Annotated in this window: 12 protein-coding genes and 1 pseudogene; 7 read left to right on the top strand and 6 right to left on the bottom strand. The window is 48.8% G+C overall.

Going from position 1 to position 21,823, the window contains the following annotated elements; genetic code table 11:
• The first annotated feature begins 333 nt into the window (after nt 1–333).
• Entirely contained in the window at nt 334–3,759 is a 3,426-nt protein-coding gene (locus DESTI_RS08955; protein WP_014809645.1) for an FG-GAP-like repeat-containing protein, read from the top strand.
• Nucleotides 3,760–4,255: 496 nt separating this feature from the next.
• On the opposite strand, the gene DESTI_RS08950 is transcribed toward DESTI_RS08955, so the two are convergent.
• The 3 genes from DESTI_RS08950 to DESTI_RS08940 all read right to left on the bottom strand — a co-directional run bounded on the left by DESTI_RS08950 (nt 4,256) and on the right by DESTI_RS08940 (nt 8,882).
• Nucleotides 4,256–5,713 (bottom strand): MBOAT family O-acyltransferase, encoded by a 1,458-nt coding sequence (locus DESTI_RS08950; RefSeq protein ID WP_014809644.1) that lies wholly within the window; start codon nt 5,711–5,713, stop codon nt 4,256–4,258.
• A 16-nt stretch (nt 5,714–5,729) separates the two neighbouring features.
• Nucleotides 5,730–6,950, bottom strand: a complete 1,221-nt coding sequence (locus DESTI_RS08945) for an SGNH/GDSL hydrolase family protein (RefSeq protein WP_014809643.1) — start codon at nt 6,948–6,950, stop codon at nt 5,730–5,732.
• Nucleotides 6,951–7,538: 588 nt separating this feature from the next.
• Nucleotides 7,539–8,882, bottom strand: a complete 1,344-nt coding sequence (locus tag DESTI_RS08940; protein WP_014809641.1) for an amidohydrolase family protein — start codon at nt 8,880–8,882, stop codon at nt 7,539–7,541.
• A 376-nt stretch (nt 8,883–9,258) separates the two neighbouring features.
• Between DESTI_RS08940 and DESTI_RS08935 the strand changes: the two are divergent.
• The 6 genes and pseudogenes from DESTI_RS08935 (at nt 9,259) to DESTI_RS08905 (ending at nt 15,948) form a co-directional block, all read left to right on the top strand.
• A pseudogene (locus DESTI_RS08935) lies at nt 9,259–10,621 on the top strand (IS701 family transposase).
• Between the two features lie 49 nt (nt 10,622–10,670).
• A complete protein-coding gene (locus tag DESTI_RS08925) occupies nt 10,671–11,513 on the top strand; it encodes a PilZ domain-containing protein (RefSeq protein WP_014809640.1) in 843 nt (280 codons plus the stop codon).
• Between the two features lie 543 nt (nt 11,514–12,056).
• Nucleotides 12,057–12,443 carry a hypothetical protein gene (locus DESTI_RS08920; protein WP_014809638.1) on the top strand — a complete coding sequence of 129 codons (387 nt, stop codon included), beginning with the start codon at nt 12,057–12,059 and terminating at the stop codon, nt 12,441–12,443.
• 392 nt (nt 12,444–12,835) lie between these two features.
• The gene (locus DESTI_RS28640) at nt 12,836–14,947 is read left to right on the top strand and encodes a hybrid sensor histidine kinase/response regulator (protein WP_014809637.1); all 2,112 of its coding nucleotides are present in this window, start codon (nt 12,836–12,838) and stop codon (nt 14,945–14,947) included.
• 106 nt (nt 14,948–15,053) lie between these two features.
• The gene (locus DESTI_RS08910) at nt 15,054–15,263 is read left to right on the top strand and encodes a hypothetical protein (protein ID WP_014809636.1); all 210 of its coding nucleotides are present in this window, start codon (nt 15,054–15,056) and stop codon (nt 15,261–15,263) included.
• A gap of 16 nt (nt 15,264–15,279) precedes the next feature.
• Nucleotides 15,280–15,948 carry a PilZ domain-containing protein gene (locus DESTI_RS08905; protein WP_014809635.1) on the top strand — a complete coding sequence of 223 codons (669 nt, stop codon included), beginning with the start codon at nt 15,280–15,282 and terminating at the stop codon, nt 15,946–15,948.
• Nucleotides 15,949–16,352: 404 nt separating this feature from the next.
• Here DESTI_RS08905 and DESTI_RS08900 read toward each other — a convergent pair whose 3' ends face one another.
• The 3 genes from DESTI_RS08900 to DESTI_RS28635 form a co-directional block, all read right to left on the bottom strand.
• Nucleotides 16,353–16,895 carry an HD-GYP domain-containing protein gene (locus tag DESTI_RS08900; RefSeq protein ID WP_157212129.1) on the bottom strand — a complete coding sequence of 181 codons (543 nt, stop codon included), beginning with the start codon at nt 16,893–16,895 and terminating at the stop codon, nt 16,353–16,355.
• An 82-nt stretch (nt 16,896–16,977) separates the two neighbouring features.
• Complete coding sequence (locus DESTI_RS08895) at nt 16,978–17,910, bottom strand: GGDEF domain-containing response regulator (RefSeq protein WP_014809634.1); 933 nt, start codon at nt 17,908–17,910, stop codon at nt 16,978–16,980.
• A complete protein-coding gene (locus DESTI_RS28635; RefSeq protein WP_014809633.1) occupies nt 17,907–21,284 on the bottom strand; it encodes a hybrid sensor histidine kinase/response regulator in 3,378 nt (1,125 codons plus the stop codon). The genes DESTI_RS08895 and DESTI_RS28635 overlap by 4 nt, the downstream gene beginning before the upstream one ends.
• Between the last annotated feature and the right edge of the window lie 539 nt (nt 21,285–21,823).

The following is a 21,823-nucleotide window of genomic DNA, read 5'->3' as shown; positions in this document are numbered from 1 at the left end:
ACAATAGTGAGGAAATCCGAGCGCTCATAAGCGTTACGAGGGATTCTCTTGTGAATTACCAAGGGGGGATGTTTTGTCGATAGGGGGGGCCAGACTACTAATACCAATGCGCGTCCCAAGAAGTGACATTGGATGAAGCCGGCCTTGGCAGGTCTCCGAAGCGAAGTCAGACTGCGCCGTTCGTAGCGGAGGAGATTTGCCAGGGGCAATGAACAAGCTTCTCGATGTTACTTGCATGAAGCGCATTGGTATTAGTGATGTACGGGGGAAGCCGGAGGTAAATTAACCTCCTCAGGAAATACTTTTACGAATTACTACATGGAGGGACATTTGATGAGAATTATGCCAAAGCTACAAAACTGGAGATCGACAGAGGAAAGCGGCCGCTCGCTCGTTCTTGAGCAATTGGAGGAACGAATTGTTCTGGATGGAGCGGTGACTGACGTACAGGATGTTCAAGACCATGCAGCCGATGGCGGTCAGGTTGACAGTCTCGGCTGGGTGTACGTCGACAATGGCTGGTGGCAGGAAGATAATGGCAGCGGCTGGTGGTGGGAGGAATCCAGTGGCTGGTTCTGGAATGAAAACACCGGCTGGTGGGTGACAACTGCCGACGGTTACACCTGGTGGTATCACGGCGACCATCAGTTCTTCGCTGAGGATACTGCTACAGGTGACTGGTTGTGGTTTGACGACATGAACGATCAGGAATGGGAACCGGCATTTACATGGTTCGCAGACCAGGTCAATTCAGAGTGGATGTGGGTTCTTAACGATTGTAACGGGAGCCACTATTACACTGACGACCTCAATTACTTCTACCAAGACCATAGCGGCGGAGCATGGTATTGGTATGATACTGTCAATGATGGCGTATGGGAGACCGCTTTCTCATGGTACACGGACGGCTCCGGGATACAGGTGTTTAACGACTGGCATTCCAGCGAGTACATCTGGGGCAACGATTTCCATTATATTCAACAACACACGTCTTCATATGTGAACGATGCTCCTGTAGCGTCAGTGCCTGGGGCTCAGACCGTGAATGAAGATACGGATCTCACAATTCCCGCAATCTACGTATTCGACGTGGATTCAGGAAACAATCCCCTTCAGGTAACGCTCTCCGTGACTCACGGCACGCTGACGCTTGCCGATACAACCCAAATTTCCTGGGTGTCAGGAGACGGCACGCAAGATACCCAAATGGTTTTTCAGGGAACCTGGAGCCAGCTCAATACCGCGCTGCATGATATCGTTTACCGGCCGGACAGCAACTTCGGCGGTTCTGACTCCTTGTCCATTGTTGTGGACGATCTAGGAAATTCCGGTTCCGGCGGTAATCAGACGATCTCTGAATCGGTAGCGATAACCGTCACATCAGGGAACCAGGCGCCGACTTCGGATCCCATCCCTGGTGCCTCTACTGCTGAGGACTTCGGGATCTTTGATTACAACGTCAGCTCATACTTCCACGACATCGATAGCATTCTGGAATACAGTCTCGGATCTCTAACGTATTACGGCGGGCTCACCCTTGCAGACTTGTCGATCTCAAGTTCCGGAATTGTGAGTTTCTCAAGTGCACCGAATGCAAACGGTTCGGTTGATGTCCAGGTTATTGCCAGTGACGGTCAGAATACAACATCTCAAACATTCACGTTCACGGTGACTCCGGTGAATGATGTTCCTACCGGCACAGATAACACCGTCACGACCGAAGAGGACACTGCGCACACCTTTATAGCCGACGAATTCGGATTCAGTGATGTCGACGCAGGGGACCAGTTGCAGGCAGTTCAGATTGCTTCGTTGCCTCTGGCAGGCCAGTTGCAGTTGAATGGAGTTGATGTAAATCTGGATCACGTGATTAGCATCACCGATATCAATGACGGCAAGCTCTCATTCATTCCCGCACCTGACGCAAACGGCACGGGATACGCTACTTTCGAGTTCAGGGTCTTCGACGGGACTGAATATAGCACTAATTACACCATGACAGTTAACGTCACACCGGTCAATGATGCCCCTACCGGCGCAGATAACACCATTACGACCGATGAAGACACTACGCACGCGTTTGTAGCCGGCGAATTCGGATTCAGTGACGTCGACGCAGGGGACCAGTTGCAGGCAGTTCAGATTACTTCGTTGCCTCTGGCAGGGCAGTTGCAGTTGAATGGGGTTGATGTAAATCTGAATGACCTGATTAGTATCACCGATATCAATGACGGCAAACTCTCATTCATTCCCGCAGTTAACGCAAACGGTACGGGATACGCTACTTTCGAGTTCAAGGTCTTTGACGGGACTGAATACAGCACCAATTACACCATGACAATTGACGTCACACCGGTGAATGATGCTCCTAGCGGCGCAGATAACACCATCACGACGGATGAGGACACTCCGCACACGTTTATAGCCGGCGAATTCGGATTCAGTGATATCGACATAGGGGATCAGTTGCAGGCAGTTCAGATTACTTCGTTGCCTCTCGCAGGGCAGTTGCAGTTGAATGGGGTTGATGTAAATCTGAATGACCTGATTAGTATCACCGATATCAATGACGGCAAACTCTCATTCATTCCCGCAGCTAACGCAAACGGCACGGGATACGCTACTTTCGAGTTCAGAGTGTCTGATGGTACCGACTTCAGCACCGCTACGTATCACATGACCGTCGATGTCACTCCAGTATTCGATGGTTTTTCCTCGCATTCCTGGGACGGTAATGGAAATACCATGTCTCTCGTGGTTGCAGATATTAACGGTGATGGCAAGCTAGACTTTATTGAGGGCAACTACGGTCAAGCTAGTTACGTGTATCTGGGTGACGGAACCGGGAATTTTTCCACGTGTGTCAGTTTCCAGATTGGAATCGGCACTTACAATACCCGATCCATAACTGTTGCAGACGTGAATGGCGATACTTACCTTGATATCATTCAAGGAAATTACGGTCAACAAAGCTACGTATATCTCGGCAATGGTAGTGGCGACTTCTCCGCAGTGACCGGTACAGCCATCGGTAGCGGCACGTACAATACCCAATCCATAACTGTTGCAGACCTGAATGGAGACACTTACCTTGATGTCATTCAAGGAAATTACGGTCAACAAAGCTACGTATATCTCGGTACTGGTAGTGGTGACTTTTCAGCGGTCACCGGAGTTGCGATCGGCAATGGGATATATAACACGAGCTCCATGATCGTTGCGGACGTGAACAACGACACATTCCTTGACATTCTTGAAGGAAATGACGGTCAACCGAATTATGTATATCTTGGTACCGGAAGTGGCGATTTCTCCGCAGTGACCGGTTCAGCGATTGGCAGTGGGATATACAATACCAACTCCTTGGCGCTTGCCGACGTGAACGGGGACACTTTCCTTGATGTCATTCAAGGAAATTACGGTCAACAAAACTTTGTTTATCTCGGCACCGGTACTGGCGATTTTTCTGCAGTGACCGGCACAGCGATCGGTAGCGGAACAAACGACACATGGTCCATAGCCGTGGGAGATTTGAATGGAGACGGTTTTCTCGACATCGTTGAAGGAAACGGCGGTCAGATAAACTACTATTATCTGGGCAATGGTAGCGGAGATTTTTCTGGGACTACCGGAACCCCTCTCAGTAGTGCAACGATAAACACCCATTCGCTAGTAGTCGCTAACTTGAATGGTGACGGTTACCTGGATATAGTCGAAGGCAACTACGACTATGATAATTACACTTATTTGGGGTACTAAGCTCGCTGCCCTGCGATGAAAAACAGGTCAACTCACGAGAAAGGAATGCCGCACTCTGTGCGGCTTCCTTTCTGTTCCATGGTCCTGACCGGAGTGATTATAGCTGTTATCGAAAGTCTTGACGGAATCCAATGCCTGCAATGGGAAGAATCAGTAGCGCCGGCGTCCCTGCCGGCGATAACTTATTGCTTTGTTTGGTGAATTGTTCGCCGGCACGGAGGCCGGCGCTACCAATTGCTGGGAACTGCTCTTCACAATCCGTGATTACTTTCGAGAATCGGTATATAACGGTTCTCAAAAGTTTTCGCGTCTTGTGCCGACATTCAGCAAAAGGCCAAGGTTGTGTCTTGGGTGCCACGGACCTGCCCTGCAGGTCCGTGCTTCCGCCTCTGTAAGAACTATCTTGATTGCAAGTCCGTATTAGACGGCTCTACGTCCTCCGAAGCGAGGGACACCTCCACCCCCCCCCGGATTATGAAAAGAAAGCGAATCGGCATCAAAACTGGAAATAGATGAATTGGCTGATCGGCCTGAGGTATACAAAAACGAGAACTACAGCCACCGTAATGGCAATACTCTCGCCTGCGACCCACGCTATTCGCTCGCCCGTACGCCGAGGTGCCGGCAAGGAATCGACGAAGTATGCAGCAATTATCGCTACCAGAAGTGCAGCGGCAATGAGATACGTAGATTCCCGCAGCCCAAGACTTAAATATCCCAGAGGATTGAAGACCTTAGATATCATGCCGAAGGCCTGATCGAGGGTTTCAGCTCTGAAGAAAATCCAGCCCAACATGACCAGCGGCAATGTGACCATCCACCCGGCAATCTTGGATCTCCAACTGTCAAGCATTCCAACAGAATTATGTAACAAACGATACAGAAAAATCAGTGAAGCGTGGTACAGACCCCAGATCATAAATGTCCAATTAGCTCCATGCCAGAGCCCCATGATTGCCCAGGTCAGGAAAAGAGCGAGGGTCTTACTCCTTGTGTTCTCTGCGTCAGCCGCCAGAGCCAAGCCGCCTTTCGAGGTGTCCTGCAGTTTCGAACCGGTCAGAGGCAGATAAACGTAGTCTCGTACCCAACTTGAAAGAGATATGTGCCATCGTCGCCAAAAATCCCGAGGAGATCGTGCCATATAGGGAAAGTTGAAGTTTTCCGGAAACCGGATTCCCATCAATAGGGCGGACCCGATAGCAATATGAGAATAGGCTGAGAAATCGAAATATATCTGGAAACCGAACAAGAAAGCCAGAGTCCAGACGTCCAGTGCACTCAGAGTGCCGGATGCCTGAGCAAACCCCGAATCCACCAAAGGAGCAATGTTGTCAGCCAGTACCACCTTAAGAAAAAGCCCAAAGAGTATTCTGCGAATACCGATTAACACTGAATCCAGTTGGAATCGCGGTCGATGCTCCAACTGTGGTATGACTTCCCTCGCTCGAAGGATGGGTCCTGCGACAAGTTGAGGGAAAAAGCTGACAAACGTCGCCATAATCACAAAATCACGCTCGGGTTTTATGAACCCTCTGTACACATCGATGGTGTAACTGAGTGAATGAAATGTGTAAAAACTTATACCTAACGGAAGGAGAATATTCCAAGGTTTGATATGCAAGTCTAATCCAAACAAGTTCAATAAATTGACAGCATTATCTAAAGCAAACATACTATATTTGAAATACGCCAACAATCCAAGATTGGTTATCAAGGTGATAACGAGTAGCAGCTTCCTCCTTCGCGGGTCAGCCGTCCCATAAATCATACGTGCCAACGTATAATCCGTCACTGTTTGAAACAGCATTACGGGGATATATTCCAAACGCCAGAATCCATAGAACGTCAATCCCGACAGCAACAACAACCAACGTCGGGGCTTTTGCGGCAGCACCCAGTAGAGTAAGACTACTGTAACGAGAAAGACGACGTACGTGACGGAATTAAAGATCATTGCGCACCTGTCGCATTCACTGTCGTATCAGCTTGGTCAGTGCTTCTGCCAGAATGGAATGTCCGGCTGCCTGGAAATGAAAGAAATCCAGTTCCAATTTGCTGTTCAATGCAGTGGATTCCTTTTGGCCCCAAAATTCACCAGGTACTATAGATTCCAGGTCAGCATATATCGCCCCGCTTTCCTGAGCCAATTCCTTCACCTGATTCTTACAGGCTTGGTATTCTTCGAGTATATATGGCAATTCAACATCGCGACGTATTGGAGCCGTGTAGAGCACAACCTTAATCTTCTCGGTGATTGCGTGATCCACAACAGCTTTCAGAGCAGCCATATTATCCTCATATCGCCCCCCTATCATCTTGCGTTTAGTCTGCGGATCGATCCCGAGAACAGTGTTACGCAGACGGTAGAGGGATATTGTCAACCAGCCTCTCACCTGAGGTCTCGCTTCCCAGAGCGACATATTGTTCTTGAGCCATGAATTCAGGAATTTTTCTGAATGCTCCTGGATCGTACCGCGCAGAGCTGCCAACTCTCCATCTTCCGGGGATTCTTTAGAGGATTCTTTGGAGCCGCATTCTTTCAAAATGCGCTCGCCTATCTTTGTGCGTTTTAAAGAATTCTTTACATCCGGGTCATTAAGCGCTTTCGCTATGTCATCACGAATCCCTGTCTCACGAAAGCTGATAAAGACTACGGGAAGGATCAATACTTTCAGATTGAGCCTCGGCCTCAGATATTCGAAAAAAACATAGTACTCTTGAAAATTCGAATTTGGAAAGCTGAACGTCAGAAAATCCAGTCCTTTCTTGTTCAAGGCTCGAAACAACAAAGGTGAAGCGTTTTCTTGGCCGGGTTTTAACTGATTTACTGCGTGAATTTGTGAATTGCCCATCCACAGTGCTGCTTCACGAGATCCTCGCTTCCGCCAACCTTCAATGCAATCATCTGCATCACAAATTCCCGTGCCATGAATCTTGTGTCCATCATACTCTGCAAAATATGAGGAAGTTCCCACAGGCAGAGCGAATTCCTCAAACTTGATCTTGGTTTGACCGGAAATCCATAGCAGCAGCATAGCGCCCAGAGTGAACCCGACTGCGAGCGGGATGGCCAAGTACAGAGAATGAACGTAACCGCTGTCTTTCCTAATCATCTTTGCAGAAGTCTTGTCACGTGAAAACAAGGCATACGACAACGCTCCTGCTCTGAGACGTTCAAAGAAGGGAGGCATTACTCTTTTGGTTCCTCATCGAGAGAATCAGAGGAAGGTTCACCGACAGGACGACAGACTGTGTAATCGCCTAGGACGCCAGCAAGACATGGACGGGTTGAGAGACTCGGCAAGAAGATCTCCCACCTATCGCCAGTCTTGAGAATTCAGCAAGTACCCTCCAGACAAACACGATCGTCCACAGGCGGACGCGCTCCTTCTGGAGCCTGGGACTTGATGGGGAAATCGATAGACCCATCTTCTCCCATTGTCCACCTCAATGACCGGTTTTCGGCCATCGCATGACCTCCGATGAGTCTGTTACAAGAAATATTGCGAAAGCACAACGTCTTTTCTCGTATCGTCGGCTTAGACGCGGCTTTTCTCTCTTCAGCGATTTCCAGACACAGATCTACTCAAGGCTAGCTATGGTAAAGCCGGATAATAGATGCGGTTAATTGAGATCTGAAAGTTGATTGTCACATCCTAATCTATATCTGTGTTCCTCCCGAGTCCTGTAAGTCTGGCTTTTCTTTCCACATGTTCTACTGAAGATAGGCGGTGTCTGCGTGCGTCCAATCTTTGAAACGAGTGTCGAGAGTCTCTTCTTTACACTTTGACCTTGTACAGTTTGGCCGAGGTTTCACCGAAAATCATGGTCTTCGTTTTCCCATCAGCCGGTCCCAATGGTGTAAAGCCGAATTTCTGCTGAAGATCTTCGGGTATTTCCAGGCGTCGAAAAGCCTCAATCTGCCATTGGGGCGATCCATACCAGACGGAGTCTGTCCCCCAGAGCACATGATCTGCCCCAAGTCCTTTGATCAGAGTTCCCAAAATGCCCGCGCAATATTTCGGTGCGCTGACCGCGGTAATAGCGAAAACAGAACCAAGCTCCGCATATACGTTGGTAACACCGGTCTTTTCCGGCATTGCAGCGAGTTCCGTTATCCACGGAATGTAGCCTGTCTTTTCAAATTCCTGGATATCCTGCTGCGACGGTTCCTCGCCGGACTTAAGGGCTGAATGATAAATGAGGAAATTCAGTTGCGGCCAATCTTTGGCAGCTTTGCTCAGATCATCGACTTTAGCGTATTGCCAGGTTTTTGACATCTTTGATTCGTACCCGCCTGGGAGAAGCCCTTTGTGGATACATAAATTTGTTATCCCGGATTTGACCATTTTCTCGTACGCCGGATACATGAGCTTTTCATCATCGAGTCGCCAGGGATATTTGGATTCCTTGAACGGAGATCCTACGGTGTAGCCCTTCCAGGCATCCGGCTTATATTCTGAAACGGCGCGATCTATTTCCTCCAACCAGTTGGGATGTCCCGGGGTAACAAGCGCGTGAGTGAGGAACACTTTGCGCCCTGCTCGCTGATTCACCCGTTCCCTTGCTTTAGCCATTTCATCATTGTGAAGAAACCATTTCTTGGGATCGTCATCCGGAGCGCTACTCAGGACAGCCATTTTCGTATCGCTGCCTTCGAAGATCTCTCTGTAGAAGTTTTCAAATCGTATTTTCTCCATATCCACTTTTTCGCCTTGTAGCTCCGGATTCCATTTCTTCCCTCTTTCTCTAAGTTGCAGCATCCATGTTGAGTCGAACTCGGGACTGACAAAATGTGTTTGGATATCGAAGATGAACTGGCCGGTCAAAGCCTTCTGTCGGTCCTGAGCTTTGGCTGGATCCGCTGCTTCCGCAACGTCCACCGAGAAGCAATCTCCGAAAACGGAATTCATGGCCATGAAGACAACAGCGCTTCCGCAAGCTCCGGACAGGAATTCACGTCTGCTCAATCCAAGCATCTTTGCGTATTTGTCTGCGAATTCGCCGGCAAGGCATTCCACCTGCATCTGAAAAAAGCTTTGACGAGGGCTCGCTGATTCGTCTGCAGGTATTGTCTTTAGAGGAATAGGGAAAATATCTAGTTCATCAATTTTGCTTCTCATTCACGTCCCCCTATCGATCAATTATATAAGCATTATCACCGCTGACGCTTCTCTTGTCGATGCTTCGCAATACTCCGAAGTCAAAAAATGTTTGTGGACACAACACATCCGCCTTCAAAACGTTGATTACGCGCTGGAGAGACGAAACTTCGCCATATTGTAGTAAGTAAGCTGTGAGAAGGGGCGGTTTCATTTGGAATAATGATAGACTTATGGAGGAATTTTGTTGCCAGCGACTTTTCAATTTTCTAATATGAACTATAGTTTCGCCCTTTTTGTATTCTGGACGGTTAGATGGTGAGATAATCCTTGAAAAAATAAGGCGTTCCGCACATACCCGGTTTTGTGTAAAGATTCTGGGAAGGAGGAACGCCAGTTGAAGAGATCTATACCAGATCCGTTCGGGATTGACGAGATTCATTTCAGAGCGTGTTTCAGCGCACCGAGTTTCCGTATCTTCGTTGCGCTGGTGGTCGGTTGGGTGCTCACTATGGGCAAGCACACTATCAGCCAGGTGATTCTGACCATGAGACTCCATGAATCCAAGCACTTCGCCAGCATCTACCGATTCCTCGGCAAGGGACGATGGGAGACTGACTTTGTCTCCTATTTCGTCTTCAGAATGTTGGTAGAAACGCTGATTGCAGAAGGGATCGAGATCCTTGTGGTGATTGACGACACCTTGAACAAGCACACTGGCAAGAAGATCTGTGGCGCGGGCTGGCAGCATGATGGTTCACTCCCAAAGCATACTAAGCAAAAGGGGTATGGAGTGTGCTTTGTCATCATAGGACTGGCGATTCGCCTTCCCGGCATCAGCGATCGCATGTTTTGTCTGCCATACGCTGCCCGCCTTTGGTGGCCGCCAAAGGCCAAGTTTAATCCCAAGAGCCTGCCCTACAAGACAAAACCCGAACTTGGATTGGATCTTATAAATCTGACTCATTCATGGCTCCAAGAGGGAGAAAGACTGAGAATTGTGTTCGACCTGGGATACTGCTGCGATACCATCCTCAAAGCACGACCCAAGAATGTGCACATTACAGGGAGGCTGAGAAAGGATGCAGCTTTGTTCGCTGTGCTGGAACCTGCTCCATTTACAGTGATGGGCAGACCTCGCAAGAGAGGCGCTCGACTGCCCTCCCTGGAAACGATGTTCCAGGACCCCAATCTGGGGTGGAATGAGATTAGGGTCTTCTGCTATGGAAAACGAACTAAGCTCCTGATACATCAGTTCACGGCGCTATGGTATCATAGCGCAGGGGCAACAGCCTCTTTCGATCGTGTTGTGCCATGACCCGGCCGGCCACCATGCCAATATGGTGTTTTTCGATACGGACCCTCAGGCTGCACCACAGCAGATTATCGAGCGCTACGCTGCACGCTTTAGCATTGAGATGACCAATCGAGAGACCAAGAACCTCCTGGGTGCGGCTGAACCTCAGTGTCGGAAAGAGACCTCGGTAACCCGTGCCCCTATGTTTGCTTACTGGGCCTACTGCTTTGTAGTGCTTTGGTTCGTTGGGCAATTCGTCACTGCAAAGAACCTCGTTGCCGACCCGGCTCCCTGGTACTGCCGGAAAAAGTCGTTCACCTTTTCAGACATGCTGGCAGCAGCTCGAAGGAGTCATTTCTCGCTGAGAATTTATTCGAAAGCCAGCCGAATCAATAAGTTCGAAAAACTCAACGGCCCGCGCTCCACGCGCGGACTCGACCATGCAAGAATCGCGAAACTATAGATATGAAGCTCATAAAATATATTTCGCGTTGTGCCGCAGGTGGGAGGGAATGGAAACTAAGACCGTCGTAAATGCCCAAAAGATACTTGGTGACATTCGCTCAGGACTCAGTGATTCCGTGCTCATGGCAAAATACAATCTATCTCCCAGGGGTTTGGAGAGGTTGCTCCTGAAATTGGCTCAATTGGGCGCCATCAAGCGAGTTAATGCCGCAGAATTGCTCAAGGATATTAGATCGGGAATTACTAACAGCGAGTTAATGAAAAAACACAATCTTTCGAGAAAAGCCCTCAAGAGAGTTCTTGAAGAAATGACTGATGTCGGTATACATTTCTTCAGAGAAAACCGTCAACCCAGGGAAAAACTCAGGATTAAAACCATTGAAATCGTGGGGGACATCCGGTCTGGCATGTCCGAGTTGGCGATAATGGATAAATACGGACTCTCTTCTCGGGGACTTCAGAGCGCTTTCTGGAAACTGGTGCGTTCCGGGGCCCTTACATGGGAAGAGATTCTTAATAATTTTCCCAACTTGGAAGAATCTGTCACCCTACAGCTCATCCGGAGAAATATCCGAAGTTATCCGATCTTATCTGTTAAAGTGTACGAAGAAGACAATCCGCAGAATCAGGGAAAATTGCGGGACCTTTCGGAAACAGGCCTTGGCATCACCGGGATGGAAGCTTGTGTCGGTGAGGTAAAGAAGATTGTTCTCGTTCCTGATGAATTTATGGATCTGAATGCGATGACACTTCAGGTCGTCTGTCGATGGTTTAGATCTGATGAAGCAAAAGGACTCCATTCTGCAGGATTTCAAATACAGAATCTGAACGACAAGAACGCTGCGGCAATCAGAGAACTGGTTCAACTCATGACTCTGACGTTCGAATAGCAGTATTCGTTGCGGACCCATCGGAGCATATCCGATGTTTTGGACGTGGTGAGCGACCTGTCCAACGGTGAAGAGAATCAACATCTAAGGCGAGCACCAGCATCCGATCGACAGCAAAGGGAGCGCGAGACCGGGTTCCTTTGGATGAACACCTTCCGAGGGTGCCGGCGAAGTCGGACTGTAACACTGCACGCTCTGAATCGAAATAGCATCATCAGTCGACGGATCGGACCTGGGAGACTGTCTCAAAATTCTCGAATGCATGACAAATCGTGCCACAATTCGCCATCTTCGTAGGGGTAGGCCTAGTGCCTACCCTTATTTGGGCGGACACGAGGCCCGCCCCTACAATCAGGTCAGCAGGACCATGAGAACTTCGTGCCACGATCTGGGATAAATTTCGACTTTTGAGACAGCCTCCTGGAAGCGCACCGGGGCCCCTTTTGTATACTGTTGTGCTCCCGGATAAGCGCAGATCAGCATCATCCCGGTCCAACCAAAACATGCAATTTCAACGACTTTTGTCCATTAAGGGTGGGGAACATGGCAAAGCGAAAAATCAGGGCCAAGGATATGGTTCACGATATCCGGGAAGGTCTGAGTGATAGCCAGCTCATTGAAAAGTACGGCCTAACGTCTCGCGGTTTGCAGTATATCTTCAGAAAACTGGTCCAAACAGGCTTGATGACTGACCTGGAATTCTTCGAACGATCCAAATTGACTGAGAGTGAAGTCTTTAGGGCTTTTTCAGATCACTCAAGCGAAGTGATCAAATGTCCGAATTGCGGTCAAGCGCTATCTGAACAGGGAGACGAATGCATTTTCTGCCAGACCATTGATGTAACCAAGGGAGCATGTTTGGCTTCAGACGTATCCGGAGAAGCCGAAGTGGCGTCTTCAAATCGATCTCGACCGAGAATCGAAAAATAACGTGATGGACATGAACTGCTCGTGAACCATGCGGTTGTGGATGCCTGCAGAATTCAGCCACAGGACGAATCTCAAAGTTCATGAGCAAACTGAAAATTTCTGCCAGAGAAAATGCATTGCTTCGACAGCTTTTCATTCCTGCCGAGTGAACTGCCGCTGCGAGTAAAAGACCGGTCTGCCACCAGCCCAGCAGCATTTCGTATGCTTCATGAATCAGATAAAAAATTGACACTGATCTGAAAAAGCGATAGATGATTCCTGCTCGAGGGGGGCTTCATCAGTGTGCACCGAGATTCTCGGGCAGGTAGGACCGTTGTGCCTGTAGGAACCAACATCCGAACAGCTTTTGTCTTGCGTTTGCACGGATATCATGTGCTGGCTCTAGAACCATCATGACCAAAGACAAGTCACAATTCCCGGAAGAGATATCGAATTCCACAAATGCCGCACAGCTCGGACTGCTGACCGAAACCATAGAAATTAACGGCCAGTTTCCCAACCAGTTGACCGAATCGGGAAGTTTCGATCTCACGGGCTTTCGTCTGACTTCTTTAGGCAAGCTTCTCAGCGCTTTACCTATGCCGGCATTAGTTGTGGACGGCAGTTTTTCCATTGTCTTCGCAAACGAGTCATCTGAAAAACTGGGCGACACTACAACGAAACTCGTATCGGCACCGTTCTCTTCCTTGTTTCCTCGTTCGAGAGACGCCGCGGCTTTCCAGGGAATACTTGAAAAAGTGTTCACGATACGCAAACTCCAGGTGAGCGAAGGACTGGTGGAGATTGGAACGAACAGAATGTGGGGGCGTCTGAATTTTCGCTCTCTGAGACTCGGAAAAACGCGCCTCATACTGGTACTGATTGAGGATTTGACTCTGGAGAAAAAGCAGGTCCTGTTAATCGAAACCAGCAAAGAAATTATGCGGCAGGCAAAAGAAAAATATGAACGGCAGTTTCACGAGCAGACTGCAGAGCTGAAATTAACAAATGAGCGGCTTCGACAGGAAATCGAAGAGAGATCGAAAACTCAGTCGGCACTTGAAAAAAGTCGAGACAGTTTTAACAGCATTGTAGAAAGATCTTCCGACGGCATTGCGATTCTGGACTGCGAAGGCACAATTCTCTACGTTAACCGTGCTGCAGCACTCTTCCTCGGAAAGACTCCGGAATCCTTGCGGGGCGAACGGCTCGCTATAGCACTCGGACCAGGGCAGATTGCCGAGACCAGCATAGTGCGGCCGAACGGACAACCGGGAACTGCCGAAATTCAGCTAAGTCGCACCCAATGGGACGGAAAACCCTCCTTTCTCATTGTATTCAGAGATATTACCGATCGAAAGCGAACGGAACAAGAACTCCAGAGAAGCCAAAAATTGGAAACCCTGGAGCTGATCGCCGGGGGTTTAGCTCACGATTTCAATAACCTGTTGACCGCCAACATTGCAAACATCTCCCTGGCCAAGATACGCAGCAATCGTGAGTCTCCCGTGTACGATGCCCTTACCAGAGCCGAAAGAGCGTCAACAAAAGCTCGGGAGTTAACCAGACAGCTTCTGACATTCGCAAAAGGCAGACCCCTTATCAAAAAACCCACCCTCTTGACTCCATTGTTACAGGAGGCCGCTGTCTTGGCTCTGAGCGGTTCGAACGTAAAATTCAGATTGAGAGTGGGGGAGAATCTCTGGCCTGCGGAAATAGAGCCATATCAGATCGGCACAGTATTTCAGAACCTTATCATAAACGCCAAACAGGCAATGCCTGAAGGCGGCCTTGTATTGATCAAAGCGGAAAACCTGGTTGTAGGCGCCGAACCTCGGCCCGATGAGAGTCAGTCGCCTCGCGGACGATATGTGAGGATTATGATCAAGGATACGGGTTCCGGAATTTCCGAGCAGAATCTCGCTAAAATTTTCGATCCCTATTTCACGACAAAAGCAGCGGGCAGCGGTCTCGGTTTGGCAACTTCGTATGCTGTGGTGAAGAAACACGGCGGCCGCATAGAAGTGGAATCGCGAGAAGGATCGGGTACAAGCTTTTTTATTTATCTTCCAGCTTCAGATCGATCCGCCGAACCCGTTGAAAATTCGGACCGAGCACCCTACCGCGGTAGTGGCAACATTTTGATTATGGATGATGAAGAGGACATTCGAGACGCGGCCAAAGATTTGTTGTCAATCCTGGGATACACAGTGGAAACCGCGGAGAACGGCACACGAGCAATAGCGAAATATCAGAAAGCCATGCGCTCCGGCGATCCCTTTGACGTGGTGATCATGGATTTGACTGTGCCGGGAGGAATGGGCGGAAGAGAAGCTACTCGGAGACTCCTGGAAATCGATCAGAATGCAAAGATAATTCTCAGCAGCGGCCATCTGGATGAACCAATCATGATTGATTTTCAGCACTACGGTTTAGTCGGGGTCATTGCGAAACCATACAATGCATTGGAACTCGGTGACATCCTGCGAAAGGTGACTGGCTCCAAAGCTTCTTCGCAGGACTGAGTGCGTTTGGCCCTTTGATACAGTTGTTTATTCGGTCTTAGTCAGATGTATGGGCCGGGATTTTGAGTTATGGAACGGATTGATTCCGTTGTGAGAGGAATTCGCCATGAATGACAAGGAGATCATTTTGCTCGGTCGAGCTATCGACAACCTGGGCGATGTCCAGGAAATTCTGAAATTCCTGGTGGAAAGAGGTATTCTGCCTGATACATGGAAAGAAATAGTCTCTGTCATGGAATCTATCAGTAGCGAACTTACCTGCGTGGAACAAGGCCTTATGGGAAGTACCCCGCGAACGGGCGTCGGCCAGTGGTAATGGAGCGGTCCGGCAGATGAAGAGAATCAGGAAGATATCGGCGCTGGAGCTTGTGCGAGCCATTTCCGCAAGGACCACCAGACAGGAGCTCATGGACAAGTTCGGATTCTCTTATAGCTCCGTTGATTCTATTATTGAACAACTGTCATCTGAAAGACATCGCCGTGCTCTGAAAATTGCAGATAGCCTGAAATCGGGAATTGCTTTCGAAGATATTGCCAAAGAAAATGGCTTTAGAGTCGAAGTTTTTGCAAAGATCCTGAATACATTGAAAAATATGGGACTTCTTTCATCAGATGAATCTATGCCTGAAAACGAAAATACCGCAATTCCTTTGTCTCAAGAGAGACGCTCATCACCGAGACTGCTCTGTCCGGTATTGGTAACCAAGATCTATGAAATCGATGCACCTGAACAGACTGGAACACTTCTCGACTTGTCTGAAAACGGTCTGAGCACTCAGGGTATACACGGACGGCCAGGTGAAGGAAAGCTTCTCTTCTTCAAGATCAGTGATTTCAAGGAAGCTGACCCGCTTCCGTTAGAGTGCAAGTGTCGCTGGACTTCAACTCAATTCTCGCAGAACACTCCCAAAGCAGGATTTGAAATCACATCCATGTCGCCGGAAACGTTGGGCGTCCTTAAGACTGTTCTTGCCAATGAATTCGCGCTCGCTGGTGCTTAATCGAGGCAATCCTCAAGAATTCTGACGTTTATCCCTCGCTCGAATACACGATCTTAGTGGGGGCCGGCGTCTCGAAAGTGTCTCAAAAGTCTCGAATGTATAAGAAATCGTGGCACGATTCGCCATCTTCGTAGAGGTAGGTCTAGTGCCTACCCTTATTTGGGCGGACACGAGGCCCGCCCCTACAATCAGGCCAGCGGGACCATGAGAACTTCGTGCCACGATCCGGGATAAATTTCGACTTTTGAGACACCTTCTCCCTGCCGGTCCATTCTATCGATATCATTGATCATATTGAAGATGTGCCGGCACGGAGGCCGGCACCTACCAATACTCCCTATCTTCAATCGCACATCATGGCGTTGTCCAAAACTCTGTCTGGATCAAAGTCCCCCCTCCCCCCTTTACGAAATACGTTGTTGAATTTCACGAACCAGAGGAAGGTATTCGAAAAACGTGTCCACGATAGAGGGGTCGAAATGGCTGCCCCGTCCTTCTTCGATCGATTCACAGGCTGTCTGGAGGGGTAAGGGTTCGCGATACGGTCTCAAGGAACACATTGCATCACAAGCATCGGCCAATGCCACTATTCGGCCGGCGATAGGAATATCGTACCCTTTGAGACCCGCGGGATATCCGGTTCCATCCCATTTCTCATGATGGCAAAGCGCGATGGAATGCGCCACTCGCAGGGTCTTATCGTTGAAAGACTGAAAAATCCTTGCACCTATGATCGTGTGGCTTTTCATAATCTCGAATTCATCCGGGGTCAATGGGCCTGGCTTCAGCAGAATTGAATCAGGTATTGCGATCTTACCGATGTCATGCATGGGCGCTGCCAGATATATTTGATGAACAACGTCAGGTTTCAGTCCGAGTTTTTCGGCTAATAGCGCGCTGAGCAATCCGGTTCGCGCCATGTGGAACCCTGTGCAGTTATCCTTCATTTCTGCGTCCAAGGCCAATCTGTGAAGTCTGTCCCTCGTCTCGGAACTGACGGTTATCCTGGAGTCATGAAGACTCACAGGATCAATTCGTGCGGTTGACGTCCTTGAGTACCCGTAGAACAACTCTATTTCTTCCATTTCTCTTAGCCTCATAGAGAGCTTCATCCGCTATGCGAATTGCAGCTTCCCAATTGATATTCGATCCTGCCTCAATGGATGTTGCTCCAAAACTAACAGTGAGGTGCACATCATCGTGCATGACGAGTCTCACGTCGCAGCTCACCATCTCACGCAAACGTTCAGCCAGAGTAACGGTCTGGATCGCATTACAATCCGGCAAGATAACGAGGAACTCCTCTCCACCGTATCGACCGACCGAATCGTACTGGCGGAGGTTTGTTCGAATGATTTCAGCCACTCTCTTCAGACTTCTGTCACCCTCCAGATGACCGAAGGTATCGTTGATTCGTTTGAAATGGTCTATATCGCACATGATAATTCCGAGAGACCGCTGTTGCCGGAACGATCGCTCTATTTCCCGTTTCAACATTTCCACAATTGCGGAATGATTCCACAGCCCGGTCAGAGAATCTTCTTTTGCACGGACCTCGGCGGCTCTCAATGCGGAAACCAGATCTTCCTGCAACTGGATAATTCTTGTTGCCGCTCGAAGCCTCACCTGGAGTTCAACCGGTTCAAAAGGTTTGGTCAAGTAGTCGTCAGCTCCGGAATCCAGCCCTACGACGAGGTCGTCTTTCTGGGTCTTGGCAGTCAATAATATCAAGTAGATGTACGGTTGATTCTTTTGTTCACGAACAGCCTTGCACACTTCTATTCCCAGCATTCTGGGCATTTCCCAATCGAGTATCGCAAGATGAGGACAATCGGATTTCTGAAGGATTTCCCATGCTTCCGCACCATCCTCGCAAGAGACCACTTCGTGCCCCCATTGCTTGAGATTCGCTTCCAGCAGGCGTCTGAAGAATCGATTGTCTTCGGCGATAAGTATTCTCATGAAGCTCGAAGACTCCTCTGCAGGCGAAGTATTTCTTCAACTCTCCTGAGCTCCCGGTCGAGCGAGACCAGTGCTTCTTCCGAATAGGACATGTCAAGATTACGTCCCATATTTTCCATTCTGAGAGCAGCTTCGTAGGCAAAGCTTGCCCCAAGACCGGCCACCATTCCCTTTAACGAATGGGCCGCGATCCGCAGATCGTCAGGATTCTTTCGCCTGACTGCGTCGGTAATCTGTGACAAGAGCGTGGGATAGTCTTCGAGAAAGATCCCGAGTATTTCATGTAAGAGTTCATGATTTCCGGCAACGCTTTCAGACAATACCTGCAAATCGAGTACTTTTTGGGTAGGCACACTCACATCACTACCAATGGAGTTTGCATTGGCTGAAATGTTTTCAATCATGCTGGCCAGTTCCCGGCTGTTCACAGGTTTCGACAGATAGCCGTCCATGCCCGTCTGCAGGCATTTTTCTCGATCACCCTTCATTGCATACGCAGTCATGGCGATAATAGGGGTTCGACCTCCCCCGTCGTGCTCTTCGAGTCTCCTGATCCGCTTGGTAGCCTCAAACCCGTCCATATGCGGCATTTGCACGTCCATCAGGATCAAATCGAAGCGTTCGTTTTCAATTGCATTCAGAACCTCCTGACCGTTAGAGACTACTTTCACGGAATGCCCCATCTGAGTAAGCATGCCTAATGCGACCTTTTGATTGAAGGCATTGTCTTCAGCCAGGAGAATCCTGGAAGGAGTATCGGCCACAGGTAATCTCAGTTGGGCCGGTTCGGGCGCGCAACTGTCTTTCGGTCCCTGGAGTATTCTGACTATGGTATTGTAAAGATTGGACTGATGTATGGGTTTGAGTAAACACGCATCTATATTGAGGAGTTGAAGCGATTCAGCCGAAGTATCCGGGCTCGCGGACGTGAGCATAAGAATCTTCAGTGAAGCGAAATCCGGCTCGCTCCTGATTTCTGCCGAGAGTTGAAAACCGTTCATTTCCGGCATCATGCAATCTACGATAGCAAGATCGAATGATTCTCCGGCATCGCGTTTTTCTCGCAGAGAGCGTAGAGCCTCCATCCCGCTCGAAACCGCGACAGGATGCATGTCCCATTGCGTCAGAACTTCCTCCAATATTCTGCGATTGGTCGCATTGTCATCCACAACCAGGACGCTTATGCCTTCCAAGCTGTTCGGTATTGATTCTTCAGGCGTATGCTGCACCTGGAGAGGAAGATTCACATGGAATTTACTGCCCTTCCCTAATGTGCTTTCGACCCAGATTTTGCCGCCCATCAATTCCACGAGCTGAGCGGTAATGGCAAGGCCCAGACCTGTACCCCCGTACTGCCGTGAAGTGGAGCCGTCTGCCTGTTCGAATTCGCAAAATATTGTTTTTTGCTTTTCATAAGGGATACCGATACCCGTATCGCTGACGACCATTCTCAAGTACACCCGGTCTTCGCTTCTGGATTCCATATCCACCTGGACCAGCACTTCACCATGGGCAGTGAACTTGATAGCATTACCCACCAGGTTCAAAAGAATTTGTCCTATTCTGTCCTGATCTCCTATCAAATTTGCCGGAATGGAGGGTGCGATTCCGCAGGCAAGTTCCAGGCCTTTGGAATGAGCCTGCAGACTCAATGTCTGCACTACGCTGCAGACGTGGTCCCGAAAACAGAACGGTCCGGGTAATAACTGGAGTTTACCTGCTTCGATTTTTGAAAAGTCGAGAATGTCGTTTATGAGTGCCAGGAGAGAATGTGCCGACATTTCGATGGTCTCGATATACTCTCGCTGCACTTGTGTAAGTGTCGTATTCAGTGCAAGTTCAGCCATGCCGATAATGGCGTTCATCGGCGTCCTGATTTCATGGCTCATATTGGCCAGGAACTGGCTCTTGCTGCGGTCCGCTTGTTGGGCTCGCTCCCGAGATTGCTCCAGTTCTGTGACGTCAATCACGTTCAGAATCAAACCATTATAGGTTTCGTTCTTGAACATGGGATAAATCCGGACCAACACGTGCATATTATTCCAGGTGAGAGTACATTCCCATGGTTCGGTACGTGTTCCCATGTGGTAATGCCTGAAAATTCCTGAGAATCCAGGCCCGAAGAGCGCTTCGATATTGAGTACGCTCAGACTCTTTCCTATTGCTTCCGACTTGCTCAAACCGATCTTGTCGAGACTCCAGCTATTTGCCTCCGTGATGATGTCGTCCTTGTCAAAAAACAGCACTCCTTCTTCAATGCCTTCAATCAAAGACCTCAACTTTTGAGCTTCCGCAGAAGCCCTTTCGTGAGCTTGATTCAATTGCATTTCGTTTCTTTTTCGGTCGGTGAAGTCCTCGACTAGCCCCTGCACCCCTTCAACCCGACTTGCATCATTCAAATAAGGGCTCAAATGAACTCTTATGTACCGATATTCCCCCACCCGGGTTGTATAGGGCAGTTCCGTAACCAACGGCAGTCCCGTTTTCATACACTTCAGAATGTGCGTCCTCATCCCGCTTCTCTCAAAAAAAGGAGCAGCAAGGACGTCACTCGATTCGGAGTCGTGGTGGACGGAAATTGATGGAATGATTTGCCTGAGAGATGGGTTGACCTCCACGAGATTTCCCGTTGCATCACAGAGAAAGATTCCGAGAGGAGCACTTTGAACTAAATTTCTGAATTTGCTCTCGCTTTGTTGTAAAGCGTCTTCCGCTTCCTTACGTTTGGCCAATTGCATACGAATTACGATCACAACGGCCAGCCACAAGGCAAGCAGCAAAAAAACAACGATAAATCCGAGAATACTGGCATAGGTCAGACTCTTGCTCAGTGAAGAGAGATTGAATTCCACTCGACCCTGTATTGCTGAGGCAAGCGATTGGATACTTTCGGAATAGAGTCTCTTCTGAGCTTCATATTTCTCACCGAAGATTATCTCTGTCGCTTCCTTTAATCTGCCGCCTCTGACGAGCGCCAGACTTAAACTCTCCATTTCGATGAGATTCGAATAGGCAAGTTTCGCTTTTGATGCGTAATTGGTCTCGTACGAGTGTTTTGCCAGCAATGCGGCCTCAGTGATGGCACTATCCAGCTTGATTTCAACTTTCTTGTATTCCTCCTCCCATTTGGTCTCACCTGTGGTGACCGCCATACGGGCCGAAGACGTAAGCAATTCATTGAGGAGCATGATATCTCCCACGAGCTGTTGAAGCCGAAACTCGCGAGTCGCTACATGGGTATACGACTTGTACATGCTCCAGACGATCGCACCGAGAGCAGGCAAAAGCAGCAGACTGACAATCCAACTGACTGTGAGGATTACAATGGGATTAGAACGAGTACGAGATACAAGATTGGCAACAATCGGGCCCAATTTCCTCTCCACAACCTCTGCCGAGCATGCAACAACTGCCGGAGAATGACAGGAGCGCTCATTCCGAAATTACATGGATCCAAAGATATTCAGGTGCGGATAGATTTTTTCAGTGACCCATTAGGATCACGTGCCTGACACATTAATTTTCTGTTCAGATTTCTTTTTACGAGGGAGCCGAAAATCCTGTCCTCAAGATCCAAACATACGCAACGTGCCGCTCACAGAGCAAACTTCCGTTGAACACAGAAACAGCTTCCCTTTCCAGCGAGATCCTGTTTTTCTCTCGTGCAGGACTTGGTTTACTCTTTAAATTGGGGAGAATTTGAAACAAACAGAAGTGTACATTATGACGCTACAGGTTGACATAAATGTATAAAAACTGGCGCTTGGAAACTCTTCCATGGGAAGAGTTTCCCAAACATTTGACATATGTTGGATCATCATACAATTATGTAAAAGCGAATGTCGATTCAGTCGCAAAACATACAACAAGGGAACAACGAATTCAGATCGAACATTCGTATTTCAGTTACATT

It is taken from the genome of Desulfomonile tiedjei DSM 6799, assembly GCF_000266945.1.
Classification (GTDB): domain Bacteria; phylum Desulfobacterota; class Desulfomonilia; order Desulfomonilales; family Desulfomonilaceae; genus Desulfomonile; species Desulfomonile tiedjei.
This window is presented reverse-complemented; position numbering and strand designations above follow the sequence as displayed.